At 68.7% G+C, this 13,649-nt stretch carries 13 protein-coding genes; 6 read left to right on the top strand and 7 right to left on the bottom strand.

Annotated elements, in window-relative coordinates; translation table 11 throughout:
* Positions 1–16: 16 nt before the first annotated feature.
* Both M9945_RS15360 and M9945_RS15355 read left to right on the top strand, forming a co-directional pair.
* Complete coding sequence (locus tag M9945_RS15360) at positions 17–2,641, top strand: ATP-dependent helicase (protein WP_367945303.1); 2,625 nt, start codon at positions 17–19, stop codon at positions 2,639–2,641.
* Positions 2,642–2,992: 351 nt separating this feature from the next.
* Positions 2,993–4,165, top strand: coding sequence for a hypothetical protein (locus M9945_RS15355; RefSeq protein WP_367929481.1), 1,173 nt, complete (start codon positions 2,993–2,995; stop codon positions 4,163–4,165).
* Between the two features lie 129 nt (positions 4,166–4,294).
* On the opposite strand, the gene M9945_RS15350 is transcribed toward M9945_RS15355, so the two are convergent.
* The 3 genes from M9945_RS15350 to M9945_RS15340 form a co-directional block, all read right to left on the bottom strand.
* The gene (locus M9945_RS15350) at positions 4,295–4,606 is read right to left on the bottom strand and encodes a hypothetical protein (RefSeq protein WP_367945302.1); all 312 of its coding nucleotides are present in this window, start codon (positions 4,604–4,606) and stop codon (positions 4,295–4,297) included.
* A 165-nt stretch (positions 4,607–4,771) separates the two neighbouring features.
* Entirely contained in the window at positions 4,772–5,410 is a 639-nt protein-coding gene (locus tag M9945_RS15345; RefSeq protein ID WP_367945301.1) for a DapH/DapD/GlmU-related protein, read from the bottom strand.
* Positions 5,411–5,482: 72 nt separating this feature from the next.
* Positions 5,483–5,971, bottom strand: coding sequence for a CreA family protein (locus M9945_RS15340; RefSeq protein WP_367945300.1), 489 nt, complete (start codon positions 5,969–5,971; stop codon positions 5,483–5,485).
* A gap of 150 nt (positions 5,972–6,121) precedes the next feature.
* On the opposite strand from M9945_RS15340, the gene M9945_RS15335 reads away from it, so the two are divergent.
* The 3 genes from M9945_RS15335 to M9945_RS15325 are packed head-to-tail and all read left to right on the top strand — an operon-like array spanning position 6,122 to position 7,804.
* Positions 6,122–6,277 carry a hypothetical protein gene (locus M9945_RS15335; protein WP_367929477.1) on the top strand — a complete coding sequence of 52 codons (156 nt, stop codon included), beginning with the start codon at positions 6,122–6,124 and terminating at the stop codon, positions 6,275–6,277.
* Between the two features lie 47 nt (positions 6,278–6,324).
* Positions 6,325–6,900: an SCO family protein gene (locus M9945_RS15330; protein WP_367929476.1), complete on the top strand. Its 576-nt coding sequence runs from the start codon at positions 6,325–6,327 to the stop codon at positions 6,898–6,900.
* Positions 6,901–6,931: 31 nt separating this feature from the next.
* Positions 6,932–7,804, top strand: a complete 873-nt coding sequence (locus M9945_RS15325; protein ID WP_367945299.1) for a 50S ribosomal protein L11 methyltransferase — start codon at positions 6,932–6,934, stop codon at positions 7,802–7,804.
* Between the two features lie 146 nt (positions 7,805–7,950).
* On the opposite strand, the gene M9945_RS15320 is transcribed toward M9945_RS15325, so the two are convergent.
* A complete protein-coding gene (locus tag M9945_RS15320; protein ID WP_367945298.1) occupies positions 7,951–8,142 on the bottom strand; it encodes a hypothetical protein in 192 nt (63 codons plus the stop codon).
* A 257-nt stretch (positions 8,143–8,399) separates the two neighbouring features.
* Here M9945_RS15320 and M9945_RS15315 point away from each other — a divergent pair, with 257 nt between their 5' ends.
* Positions 8,400–10,229: a M24 family metallopeptidase gene (locus M9945_RS15315; RefSeq protein ID WP_367945595.1), complete on the top strand. Its 1,830-nt coding sequence runs from the start codon at positions 8,400–8,402 to the stop codon at positions 10,227–10,229.
* Positions 10,230–10,279: 50 nt separating this feature from the next.
* On the opposite strand, the gene M9945_RS15310 is transcribed toward M9945_RS15315, so the two are convergent.
* From M9945_RS15310 to ligA, 3 genes are all read right to left on the bottom strand, one after another.
* Positions 10,280–10,579, bottom strand: coding sequence for an AzlD family protein (locus M9945_RS15310; RefSeq protein WP_367929473.1), 300 nt, complete (start codon positions 10,577–10,579; stop codon positions 10,280–10,282).
* Positions 10,576–11,304, bottom strand: a complete 729-nt coding sequence (locus M9945_RS15305) for an AzlC family ABC transporter permease (protein WP_367945297.1) — start codon at positions 11,302–11,304, stop codon at positions 10,576–10,578. Before M9945_RS15305 ends, M9945_RS15310 begins: the two co-directional genes overlap by 4 nt.
* 101 nt (positions 11,305–11,405) lie before the next feature.
* Positions 11,406–13,583, bottom strand: a complete 2,178-nt coding sequence (ligA, locus tag M9945_RS15300) for an NAD-dependent DNA ligase LigA (protein ID WP_367945296.1) — start codon at positions 13,581–13,583, stop codon at positions 11,406–11,408.
* Positions 13,584–13,649: the final 66 nt, after the last annotated feature.

The following is a 13,649-nucleotide window of genomic DNA, read 5'->3' as shown; positions in this document are numbered from 1 at the left end:
ACTACATCCAGATGAGATGGCCGGTTTTCCCGACGATATCCCCTTCTTCGACGAGGGGCCGCAGGACGCGCCGCGCCGCGAGGGCGGCGGGCTGGCCGCGCGCGCCATGGCCGCGCGCGGGGCGGGCCGCGCCGCGCCCGATTACCTCGCGGGGCTGAACGCGGAGCAGCGGCTGGCGGTGGAGACGACGGAGGGACCCGTGCTGGTGCTGGCCGGCGCCGGCACCGGCAAGACGCGGGTGCTGACCACCCGCATCGCCCACATATTGCGCCTCGGCCTCGCCTTTCCCTCGCAGATCCTCGCCGTCACCTTCACCAACAAGGCCGCGCGCGAGATGAAGCACCGCATCGGCGTGCTGGTCGGCGAGGCGGTCGAGGGCATGCCGTGGCTCGGCACCTTCCATTCGATCGGGGTGAAGCTGCTGCGCCGCCATGCCGAGCTCGCCGGCCTGCGCTCCGACTTCACCATCCTCGACACCGACGACCAGATCCGCCTCATCAAGCAGCTGATCCAGGCCGAGGGTCTGGACGACAAGCGCTGGCCGGCGCGCCAGTTCGCCCAGATGATCGACGGCTGGAAGAACAAGGGCCTCGCCCCCGAGGAGATCGCCGAGGGCGACGCGCGCGCCTTCGCCGGCGGCAAGGGCCGCGAGCTCTACCGCGCCTATCAGGACCGGCTGACGACGCTGAACGCGTGCGACTTCGGCGACCTCCTCCTCCACCCGATCCGCATCTTCCGCAGGCACCCGGACGTGCTGAAGGAATATCACCGGAAATTCAGATACATACTGGTGGACGAATACCAGGACACCAACACCGCCCAATATATGTGGCTCAGGCTGCTGGCGCAGCGGCCTGACAGAAAGCAGAACGCCAACCTCCCGGCCGAAGGCCGAGCAGCCGACCGGCTGCCGGGCGACGTTTCGCCCGCCCCCGCGGAGGCCAGCGAGCGAAGCGAGCGCTCGGCCGTGAGCGTAAACATCTGTTGTGTCGGCGATGACGACCAGTCGATCTATGGCTGGCGCGGCGCGGAGGTCGACAACATCCTGCGCTTCGAGAAGGATTTTCCGGGCGCGACCGTCATCCGGCTGGAGCGCAACTACCGCTCGACCGCCCATATCCTCGGCGCGGCCTCGCACCTGATCGCCCACAATGAGGGGCGGCTGGGCAAGACGCTGTTCACCGACCGGCCGGACCCCGACGACCCCAAGGTACAGGTTCATGCGGCCTGGGATTCGGAGGAGGAGGCGCGCGCCGTCGGCGACGAGATCGAGGCGCTCCAGCGCCGCGGGAACGCGCTGAACGACATGGCGATCCTCGTGCGCGCCTCGTTCCAGATGCGCGAGTTCGAGGACCGCTTCGTCACCATGGGGCTGAACTACCGCGTCATCGGCGGCCCGCGCTTCTACGAGCGGGCCGAGATCCGCGACGCCATGGCCTATCTGCGCGTCATCGCGCAAGGCGCGGACGACCTCGCCTTCGAGCGGATCGTCAACGTACCGAAACGCGGGCTTGGCGAAGCCGCCGTGCGCCAGATCCACGACACGGCGCGGGCGCTCGGCGTGCCGATGCTGGAAGCGGCGGCGAAGCTCGCCGAGAGCGACGAGATGAAGCCGAAGCCGCGCGCGGCGCTACGCGAGCTAACGGCGCAGTTCGCCCGCTGGCAGGACATGATCGACACCACGCCGCACACCGAGCTCGCCGAGATCATGCTCGACGAATCCGGCTACACCGAGATGTGGAAGAACGACCGCGCGCCCGACGCGCCGACGCGGCTGGAGAACCTCAAGGAGCTGATCCGCTCGATGGACGAGTACGAGTCGCTGCGCGGCTTCCTCGAGCATGTCGCGCTGGTGATGGACGCCGAGCAGAACGAGAACCTCGACGCCGTCTCGATCATGACGCTGCATTCGGCCAAGGGGCTGGAGTTCGACACCGTGTTCCTGCCCGGCTGGGAGGAAGGGCTGTTCCCGCACCAGCGCGCGCTCGACGAGGGCGGCCGCTCCGGACTGGAGGAAGAGCGCCGCCTCGCCTATGTCGGGCTGACGCGGGCCAAGAAGAACCTGCATCTGTGGTTCACCTCGAACAGGCGCATCCACGGCCTGTGGCAATCGACCATCCCCTCGCGCTTCCTCGAAGAGCTGCCCGAGGCGCATGTCGAGGTGGCCGAGACCGGCTCGTCCTATGGGGGCTATGGCGGCGGCGGCTTCGGCGAGCGGCAGGCCGGCCGCCAGAACCCTTACGGCGCCTCGCGCTTCGACAGCGTCGGCGGCGGGCGCGGCTCGTCCTTCTCCAACACCTACGCCACGCCCGGCTGGCAGCGCGCGCAGGCAAACCGCACCGAGGCGACCGACCGCAACTGGGGCAGCCGCTCCGGCCACGCCGTCGAGCTCATCGGCTATGGCGAGGTCGATTCCGGCTACGGCGCCGGCCGCTCCTCGGTCAAGGGCCGCACCATCGACGGCACCGTGGTCGGCCGCTCGTCCGCGCCGGCCGGTTCCGCCTTCAAGGTCGGCGACCGGGTGTTCCACCAGAAGTTCGGCAACGGCAACGTCGCGGCCGTCGACGGCGACAAGCTGACCGTCGATTTCGACAAGGCCGGGCAGAAGCGGGTCCTCGACGGCTTCGTCACCGCCGCCTAGGGCAATGTAGAGCCTTTTCCGTTCAGAGTTGCGCCGAGACAAGAAGGCGGATCGTTTCTGAAGTGATCCAGAACGGCGGACAAGGCATTGATCCGAAAGCACGAATCCTGCCATCCGTCCTCGGTTTTCGTCACGCAACTATCTACAACTTAAAATTTATCTTGATTTAAATCAAACTTTTGCGTGCAAGCCGATAGTCTCACAGGTGCAGGCAATGGTGCCTGTAACCTCCGCTCCAAGCGGTTTACTCCGGGCCCCTTCCGTCTACACCACCCCCCGCGACGGAAGGGGCACCGGCGAGGGAAGGCGGCGCTCCATGACCTCCCCTGCATCGCGACCGAACCGCCGGGCATGAGGCTGCCGACCGCCCTCGCCGCCGCGACCGCAGCGGCGCTCGCCACATCCGTCCCCGCATACGCCGACGCCCCCCCGCGCACCTTCAAGGCGAGCGCGACGCTGTCGCGCCACCACACCACCAACGCGCTCGACTCGCCGCTGGCGGTGCCGGACTGGTACACGCAGCTGCGCGGCGCGCTCGAGGAGACGCTGGTGCACGAACTCGGCACGACGCGGATCGCCGGCGAGTTTCAGGTAAGGCGCTACGACCGCTATTCGATCGAGGACGATGCGACGGCCTCCGCGCTCGTAGAGACCACCGTCCGCCTGTCAGACCGGCTGGAGCTGCGCGGCACCCTTTCCCTGCGCGCCGCCGAGGAAGGCGACGAACTGCCGCTGGGCAACGCGGTGATCGGCATGCGCACGGGCCGGATCGTCGCCGCGGCCGCGTTGCAGGCCGGCGTACGGCTCTTCCCCGACACGACGCTGGTGGTCGAGACGGCGGCCTCGCGCGACATGCCGGGCGACACGCGCTTTCAGGACGACCTCCTGCCCGCGCAGCCTCTGGAGCCGCTGCGCGAGCGCCTGCGCGCCGCCGCGACGCTGACCCGCACCGAAGGCGCGTTCAGCTACGGCCTGTTCGCCGGCGCGGGGCTGATGCGGGCGCGGGCCGTCGGCCTCCTGCCGCAGATCGACGTCGCCGACTACGCGATCAGGGCCCACGCGGCGCTGAAGCTCGACAACGGCCCGACGCTCGCCGCCGCAGCCGGTCTTGCGGTGCTCGACGTGCCGACCGCCGCGTTCCGGGAAACCCGTCCGACCTACGAGATAACCGCCGCGCTGCCGCTGGCCGGGCGGCTGACCCTGCGCGGCGCGCTCAAGGCCGCCTACGACATGGCCTCGAACGACGATCCCGTCGCGGTGTGGCTGCGGCGCGTCGAGGCCGAGGCGGTCTATGCAGCGGGGCCGAGGCTGACCCTGGCCGCCGGCTTCTTCAGGCAGGAGCGCGACTTCATCGGGCTGGGCGGCGGGGAGACCGGGCGCGGCCTCTATGGCGAGGCCTCATGGCAGGCGCATGAGCGGCTCGCCCTCGTCCTGCGGGTGGACGCCACCCGCCATGTGTTGGTGCCGCTCGGCATCGGCCGGCGCGCGATCGACGCGCAGATCGCCCTCAGGGCCAATCTCTGAAATATATCTGAAACCGGTTCCGAAACGGCGCCGGCCGCGATCCCGGAGGATCGCGGCACGGTTGGCCTGATGCGAGCGGATCGGCGCGGAAAGACGGGGGCGGCTTCCCGCGCCGGCCGGCGTCGGGCCTTACCGCTTGCGGATGTTGCCGACGACGTTGTTCAGCAGCCCGGTGCCGGTGCCGAGGATGCCGAGGCCGGTGTTGTTGCCGGACAGGATGCCGTTGCCGGAACCGATGGCCGAGCCGGCGAGGATGCCGTTGCCGACGCCGATATTGCCGAGCTTCACCGTCGGCGAAACATTGACCAGGCCGCTCGAATAGTTGTTGTGGCCGTTGTAGTTGCTCGGCGCCTTGTAGCCGCCGCCCCAGCCATCGGCCAGAACCGGCGAAGCAACGAACGAAAGGGCGGCCGCGGCCGCGAACAGGATGGACTTCCTCATGACTCTCTCCCTTGGTTTGGGGTCCATCCGCTCTTGCGTTTATCTCCGGAAACTAGAAAGCCACAGGATCGGTAGAAAAACAACCGGAAATAGAAGTATTTCGTTAATACAACCCGTAATCAGGAAATTAACCTGAACAAGAAAGGATAACGGATAAAAATCAATTCAATTTTTATCTGTCGATTGTTCCCACTTGTTCAGGAAATCCTTGACGGAAAGGGTTTGCATGTCGGGTACAGCTTCGGCCAGCCTTTCCGCCGGCCAGTCCCACCAGGCGAGCGCGGCGAGCCGCGCGGCGATTTCCGCCGGGAACCGCTCCTTCAGCCGCCGCGCCGGCACCCCGGCGACGACCGAGTAGGGCGCGACGTCGCGGGTGACGACGGCGTTCGCCCCGACCACCGCGCCGTCGCCGATGGTCACGCCCGGCATCACCACCGCGCCGTGGCCGATCCACACATCGTTGCCGATGACGACCGGCTTGCCGCGCCGGCGCTCGCGGAACCCCTGGTCGAGGCCGAGATAGCGGAGATACTCATTCGGCCGGTAGGTGATCTTGTGCGTCGTCACCCGCTCCATCGGGTGCTCGAGAGCGTTGATGCGCACATTGGCGGCGATGGAGCAGAACTTGCCGATGCGCGTATAGATCGCCTCGCCGTGGCGCTCGAAATAGGAATAGTCGCCGACCGTCACCTCGCGCAGCACGACGCGCTCACCGATGACGACATGGCGGCCGAGGCGGCACGATTTCAGCTCGGCCGTGGTGTGGATGCGCGGTTCTGAATCCGCGGGCGGAACGGGTTGCATGGCCCCGTGCTTACGCCGCGCCCGGCCGCCGCACAAGCCGGCGGGAAAGCGCGCCGCCCTGCCCTGGCCGCCCTATTGCGGCTTGCCGTTCGTCCAGGTCGGGTGCTGGTTGTAGAGCGGCACGGTGGAGATGCTCATCTTGGCCGAGCCGTCCTGCACCTGCCGGCTGTGCGACAGGTAGATCAGCGTGTCGGTCGTCGGGTCGTAGATGCGGTTCACCACCTGCTTCTTCCAGATCAGGCTGATGCCCTGCCGGAACACCTCCTCGCCGCCCTTCGACAGGTCGATGTCGCCGATGACGATCGGCCCGGTCTGCTGGCAGGCGATGGACGAATCGGACGGATCCTCGAACCAGTTGCCCTTCTGCAGCCGGTCGATCATCCCGCGCTCGAAATAGGAGACGTGGCAGGTCACGCCCTCGACCTTCGGGTCGGCGATGGCCTCGACGATGATGTCGTTGCCGAGCCAGTCGACGCCGACCTCGCCCACCTGCTGGGCAAGGGCCGGCGCGGCCGCGAACGCGGCGAACAGGGCGGAAAGGAGAAGCGGCTTCAGGCGCATTTTACGGGGGCTCCATGGCGTTGCCGTCAGATCGAGGCATCCTCACATGGGATTGAAGGGCCGCGCCGGCAAGGACCGCGCGCGGCTGGAACAGGCGAAGCGGCAGTTTGACGCCTTCCGCAACCGCGCGGGAAGGACTATCTAGGAGGAATGAAGACAGTCGCCCCCATCCGGCTCTATGGCCTTTCGCTGATCGGCGTCGGCGCGCTCGCCGCGACGGCCGGGCTGGCCTTCGCCGGCTGGATGGAGCACGCTCCCGCGATCCTGACGACGCTGACGCAGGAAGGGCTGGCCTGGTGCTTCTAATCGCCGCGGCAATTGCGGCTGCCACGATCCCAAGGATGTGACCTGCCATGATGCGCTCGATCCTCGCCAGCATTCTGATCCTCATCGCCGCCGGCGTCGGCTGGCTCACCTATGACTGGTATCGCGCCCGCACCGCGCCGGGCGGCTTCGGCGCGCCGTTCACGCTGGTCGACCAGAACGGCGCCGAGATTACCGAGGCAGCGTTCCGCGGCGCGCCGAGCGCCGTGTTCTTCGGCTTCACCCATTGCCCGGAAATCTGCCCGACCACGCTCTACGAGCTCGATGGCTGGCTGAACGCCATGGGCGACGAGGGCAAGGACATCCGCGCCTATTTCGTCACCGTCGATCCCGCGCGCGACACGCCGGAGGTCATGGGCGCCTATGTCGGCAACGTCTCCGACCGCATCACCGGCATCACCGGCGAGCCGGCCAAGGTCGAGGCCATGGCCCGCGCCCACTCGATCTATTTCAAGCGGGTGGAGCTGGAAGGCGGCGACTACACCATGGACCACACCGCATCGGTGCTGCTGCTCGACCGCAAGGGCGATTTCTTCGGCACCATCTCCTATGGCGAGAATCCCGACACCGCCCTCGCCAAGCTCAAGCGGCTCGCCGCAAGCTGACGCGCCGGCCCCCGACCCCGGACCCCAGACTTTGCCCCAGATCCGCCTTCACCTGACGGGAACCCGCCCGCGCTCGACCACCCTCTTTTCCGCCCTCGAAACGGCCTTCGAGGATGACGGCCTGCCGCTCGCCCTCGTCGAGATCGACGAGGCCGCCGGCACCGAGGAGATTTCCGTCTATGCCGAAGAGGACGACGCCGACGCCGTCGAGGCGCGCATCCGCGCCGCCGCCGGCGCGGACGGCCCTGCCCTCGCCATCTCCCGCGAGGCGCTGCCCGACATCGACTGGGTGGCGAAATCGCTCGAAGGGCTGAAGCCGGTGCGCGCCGGCGGCTTCGTCGTCCACGGCGCGCACGACCGCGAGGAGCTGGAGCCTGGCGAGATCGCCATCGAGATCGAGGCCGGGCTCGCCTTCGGCACCGGCCATCACGGCACCACGGCCGGCTGCCTCGAAACGCTGGCGCGGCTGGTGCCGAAAAAAAAGCCTGCCAACGCGCTCGACCTCGGCACCGGCAGCGCCGTGCTCGCCATCGCCATCGCCAGGCTCGCGCCGATCCCGGTTCTCGCCACCGACATCGACCCGGTCGCGGTCGCGGTCGCCGCCGAGAACGTCGCGCTCAACGGCGTTTCCGCCCATGTGACGACCGCGGCGGCCGACGGCTTCGACGATCCGGTCTTCAGCGATCACGGGCCGTTCGCGCTGATCGTCGCCAACATCCTCGCCGGGCCGCTGATCGGGCTCGCCCCGCAGATGCGCCGCCACCTCGCTCCGGCCGGCGCGCTGGTGCTTTCCGGCATCCTCGAGCGCCAGCACGACGCGGTGGTCGAGGCTTACGCCGCCGAAGGCTTCCGCCGCGTCGACACGCTACGCCGCGAGGGCTGGGTGACGATCCACCTCGAATAGGCCGCTACGGGCGACCCCGTGCTCCATAAACGAAAAAGGCGATCCGCACGGATCGCCTTTTTCTTATCCTCGCCGCATCGCCCCACGCGGCAAGGAACGCCTTTCGCCATGCCGGGACTGGAGGCGCACCGGCAGGCTCGGCCTTGTCAGAACGGATAGCTGCTCGCCGAGGCGCGCTTCTCGAGCTCGGCGCGGTCGTAGCCGTTGGCCAGAAGCGTCGCGTCGTCGTACCTCAGCAGCGCGCCGGCCACGTAGCGGCTCGCCTGCCTTTCGCGGGCGGCCATCATGGCGCCGATCGCGTTGCGGAAGAAACCATGCCCTGTGGGGTTCGTTGCCATGTCGCGTCTCCTTGTGTCTGGCGACGGTGTCGTCTACGCATTAAAGGTAAGTAATACTGACCTATTATACCAGTGCGATTTCGGCATGGTTCCCATGCGATTTTTGCAAGCGCGAACGGAATTATTGCAATGCAGCATAATATGCCCCGCGCCCTGCGTGCCTGCATTTATGCGCCGGCAGGCGATTCCGTCCGGCGGCAAAATGCTCTAGACCTTCGGTCAGGCGGCAGCGGGCCGGCACAGCAGGCGAGACGACCATCATGTTCCAGTCCTTCGACGTAAGCACCGATCCCTCGCAGGGCATCGACAGGGTTGCCCGCCTGCGCGCCCGTCTCGCCGCAGCGGGCCTCGACGGCTTCCTCGTGCCCCGCGCCGACGAGCACCAGGGCGAATATGTCCCGGCGCGCGCCGAGCGCCTCGCCTGGCTGACCGGCTTCACCGGGTCGGCGGGCGCGGCGCTGGTGATGCGCGACAGCGCGGCGCTGTTCGTCGACGGGCGCTATACGCTCCAGGCCGCGACGCAGGTCGACACCGCGACCTTCGCCATCGAGAGTCTGATCGACACCCCGCCGGCGAAATGGCTCGCCGCCCATGCCGGCGCCGGCGCGGCCATCGGCTTCGACCCGTGGCTGCACACCATCGCCGAGGCCGAAGGCTTGCGCGCCGCGCTCGAAAAGGCGGGCGGACGCCTCGTCGCGGTCGAGGAAAACCCGGTCGACGCCATCTGGCCCGACCAGCCCGCCGCGCCCGCGGCGAAGATCGAGATCCATCCGTTCGGCTTCGCCGGCGAACTGGCGAAGGACAAGATCGCCCGTCTCGCAGGCGAGATCGCCGCCGCCGGCGCCGATTGCGCGGTCCTGACCGACCCCTCCTCCCTGGCCTGGGCCTTCAACATCCGCGGCGGCGACGTGCCGCATACGCCGCTTGCCCTCGGCTTCGCCATCCTGCCGGCGACGGGCCTGCCGCTCGTCTTCCTGTCGCGCGCCAAGCTGACCATCGAGACCGAGGCCTATCTCACGCAGCTCGCGGCCGTTCTCGAACCCGAGGCGCTGGAAGGCCGGCTCGCCGCGCTGGCCGCGGCCGGCTCGCGCATCGCGCTCGATCCGGCGCTCGCCGCCGAGAAGCTGCGCATGATCGTCGAGGACAATGGCGGCACGCTCGTCCGGCTCGCCGACCCCGCCCGCCTGCCGCGCGCGATCAAGAACGAGGCCGAGCTGGCCGGCAGCCGCGCCGCCCATCGCCGCGACGGCGCGGCGGTGGTCCGCTTCCTGCACTGGCTCGATACGCGGGCGCCCGGCTCGATCGACGAGATCGCCGCCGTCACCGCGCTGGAGGGCTTCCGCCGCTCCACCGGCGAGGAAGCGCAGATGAAGCTGCGCGACATCTCCTTCGACACCATTTCCGGCGCCGGCCCAAACGGGGCCATCGTCCATTACCGGGTGACGACGAAGACCAGCCGCAAACTGGATGCGGGCGAGCTCTACCTCGTCGATTCCGGCGGCCAGTACCAGGACGGCACCACCGACATCACCCGCACCGTCGCCATCGGCGAGCCCAGCGAGGAGATGCGCGAGCGCGCCACGCTGGTGCTGAAGGGGCTGATCGCGCTGTCGACGCTGCGCTTTCCCGCCGGCACGCGCGGCAGCGACATCGACGCGCTGGCCCGCCACGCGCTGTGGCAGGCCGGGCTCGACTACGCCCACGGCACCGGCCACGGCGTCGGCTCGTTCCTGTCCGTCCACGAGGGACCGCAGCGCATCGCCAAAACCGGGACGCAGCCGCTGCTCGCCGGCATGATCCTGTCCAACGAGCCCGGCTACTACAAGGCCGGCCATTACGGGATCCGGCTGGAGAACCTGATCGTCGTCACCCCTGCGCAGCAGGTTCCCGGCGGCGAGATCGCCATGCACGGCTTCGAAACGCTGACGCTCGCCCCGTTCGACCGGCGGCTGGTCCGCACCGACCTCCTCACCGCCGCCGAGCTTCGCTGGCTCGACGCCTACCATGCCCGCGTCCTTGCCGAGATCGGCCCGATGGTCGGCGGCGATGTGCTGGCGTGGCTCGAAGCCGCGACCGCTCCGCTTTGAGCCGTTCCGGGAAGATGCGGAGCGCTTTTCCGTCCGGAACTGCTTGAAAACTACAGAGGCAGGTTGCGCAGCAGGATCAGCACCGCCGCGCCGGAAAAGAAGATCGTGCTCAGCCCGCCGCCGCACAGCGCCACCAGCGCCGCGACGACGAGCGCCGCCCATTCCATCGGCCCGGCCATAGCCGTCAACGGCGCGATCAGCGCCGTCAGGACGGCGGCGGGAACGGCGTCGAGCGCCGCCTCGATCCGCGGATGGATGCGCTGGAAGCGCGACAGCACCAGATGCCCGCCGATCCGGGTCAGGTAGGTCACGGCCGCGCCGGCGAGGATGATCCACAGCGTCGTGTTCATCGCGCGCCTCCCCGCCGCGTGCCGGGCGTCAGGATCGCCGCCAGCAGGATGCCCACCGCCCCGCCGAGCGAGACGTGCCACGGCGGGCCGACCAGATAATAGCCGACTACCGAGGCGACGGCGCTGGCGCCGACGACGGGCAGCCACAGCGGCCGCTTGCGGAAATCCATCACCATGCCGAGGAAGTAGATCGGCAGCATGAAGTCGATACCGAGCACATAGGGATTGGGGATCAAATTGCCGAACGCCGCGCCGAGCGCCGATTCGGCGACCCAGAAGACATAGAGGAAGAGCGCATAGCCCATGTACCAGGAGAAGGTCAGCCGGCCGATCACCGCCCGCTTCTCGCTATAGGCATATTGCGCGTCGGTCAGGAAGAAGAAACCGACGATCCGCTGGATGCGCGTCCACGGGCGCAGCCGCCGGCCGATGGCGGCGGAATAGAGCACATGGCGGAAATTGACGGCGAAGATCGACAGCACGATCAGCCACGGCGCGATCTTCTGGCCGAACATCTCGAGCCCGACGAGCTGGCTCGCCCCGGCGAACAGCGTCGCGCTCATCAGCGTCGCCTCGCCGATGCTCAGCCCGTTCTGGACCGCGATCATCCCGAACAGCACGCCGAAAGGCGCGGAGGCGATGACGACGGGAAGGCTCTGCCACGCCCCGTCGATGAAATCGGCGAGTCGGCCCGGTCGCTGGTCGGTCTTGTCGGCGGCGCTCATCCGGCCTTCCTCGTGAAGGCCGGTGTGTAGGTCAGCATTGCTGGCATGTCACATCAATTCGATTGAGCCACGCCGCCGGCACGCGGCGCCCGAGGCCCCGCTCATCCCTGCCCCACCAGCACGAACCACCCATCCTCGTCGATCACCTCGATGCCGAGCTCGCCCGCCTGCTTGAGCTTCGAGCCAGCACCCGGCCCGGCGACGACGAGATCGGTCTTCTTCGACACCGAGCCGGAGACCTTCGCCCCCAGCCGCTCGGCCATGGCCTTGGCCTCGTCGCGCGACATGCGCTCGAGCGCGCCGGTGAACACCACGGTCTTGCCGACCACCGGCGACGACACCTCGCCCACCGGCTCCTCGTCGAGCGGCGTCACCTCTTCGAGCAGCCTGTCGAGCGCCTCGATATTGTGGGCTTCGGCAAGGAAATCGACCAGCGCCCGCGCCACCACCGCGCCGATGCCGTTGATGGCGACGAGCTCCTGCCACTGGGCGTTGCCGGGGTCGCCCTTGCCCTGCGGCGGCACGGCCGTGCCCGCGCCTGCCCGCAGCGCCGCCAGCGACAGATAGTGCCGTGCGAATCGCTTTGCCGTCGTCTCGCCGATGTGGCGGATGCCGAGCGCGAACAGGAAGCGGTGGAGCGGCACCCGCCTGCGCTCCTCGATGGCGGCATAGAGCTTGCGCACCGACGTCTCGCCGAAGCCGTCGACCTTCTCCAGCCGTTCGAGCGAGCCGTCCAGCGTCTGCGGCAGCGCCTCCTGCCGTTTCTTCAAGGTGAAGATGTCGGCCGGCGAGGCGATGCGCTGCGACGCCTTTTCGTTGCTGAAGAAGAATTCGATCTGCTTCTCGCCCAGCCCCTCGATGTCGAAGGCGTTGCGCGAGACGAAGTGGCGAATGCGCTCGACCGCCTGCGCCGGGCAGATCAGGCCGCCGGTGCAGCGCCGCACCGCCTCGCCCTCCTCGCGCACGGCGTGGCTGCCGCAGGCCGGGCAGGTGTCGGGAAAGACGTAAGGCACGGAACCGGCCGGCCGCTGGTCGAGAACGACGTCGAGCACCTGCGGGATGACGTCGCCCGCGCGCTGCACCGTCACCGTGTCGCCGACGCGGATGTCCCTGCCCTCGCGGATCGGCTGGCCGTCATTGCCGATGCCGCGGATGTAGTCCTCGTTGTGCAGCGTCGCGTTCGTCACCACGACGCCGCCCACCGTCACCGGTTCCAGCCGCGCCACCGGCGTCAGCGCGCCGGTGCGGCCGACCTGGATCTCGATGGCGCGCAGGATCGTCGTCGCCTTCTCGGCGGGAAACTTGTGCGCCGTCGCCCAGCGCGGGCTGCGCGAGCGGAAGCCGAGCCGGTCCTGAAGGTCGAGCCGGTCGACCTTGTAGACGACGCCGTCGATGTCGTAGGGCAGGCTCGCCCGCTCGGCCTCGATGGCGCGGTAGCGCTCCAGCATGTCCTCGATCCCGGCGCAGCGCGCCATGTGCGGATTGACCGGGAACCCCCAGTCGCCCAGCCGCCGCACGGCGTCGAACTGGGTGGCGGCCAGCGGCGCGGAGGCTTCGCCCCAGGCATAGGCGAAGAATTTCAGCGGCCGCGACCGCGTCACCTCGGGGTCCTTCTGCCGCAGGCTGCCGGCGGCGAAGTTGCGCGGGTTGGCGAAGGTGCGGCCGGTCTCCTCGGTCATGCGCGCGTTGAGTGCGAGGAAATCGTCGCGCCGCATATAGACCTCGCCGCGCACCTCGACCACCTCCGGCGCGTCGGCCGGCAGCCGCTGCGGGATTTCGCCAATGGTGCGGATGTTGGCGGTGACGTTCTCGCCGGTCTCGCCGTCGCCGCGCGTCGCCGCCGTCACCAGCGCGCCGCGCTCGTAGCGCAGCGACATCGACAGGCCGTCGATCTTCGGCTCGGCGGTGAAGACGAGCGGATCGTCGGCGGAAAGGTTGAGGAAGCGGCGCACCGAGGCGACGAAGTCGCGCACGTCGCCGTCGGAGAACACGTTGTCGAGCGACAGCATCGGCCGCGCGTGGCGCACCTGGGCGAACGCGCCGGACGGCGCGGTGCCGACGGACTGCGACGGCGAATCGGCGCGCACCAGCTCGGGAAACGCCGCCTCCAGCGCCGCGTTGCGCAACCGGAGCGCGTCGTAGTCCGCGTCCGAAACGCTCGGAGCGTCCTCGGCATAATAGCGCCTGTCGTGCCCGGCGATCTCGGCGGCGAGCGCGGCGAGCTCCTCCGCGGCTTCGGACAGCGTCAAGTCTTCGACGGGCTTGGCGGTCTGGGTCATGAGGGCGAATCCGGCTGCATCAGTGCGCTAAACTAGTCGCTGCCGCGCGCGGCTCAAGGGGTGGAA

This window comes from Aquamicrobium sp. (assembly GCF_023954335.1).
In the GTDB taxonomy this organism is placed as follows: domain Bacteria; phylum Pseudomonadota; class Alphaproteobacteria; order Rhizobiales; family Rhizobiaceae; genus Aerobium.
The sequence above is the reverse complement of the archived record's forward strand: the minus strand, read 5'-3'. Positions and strand labels throughout refer to the sequence as shown.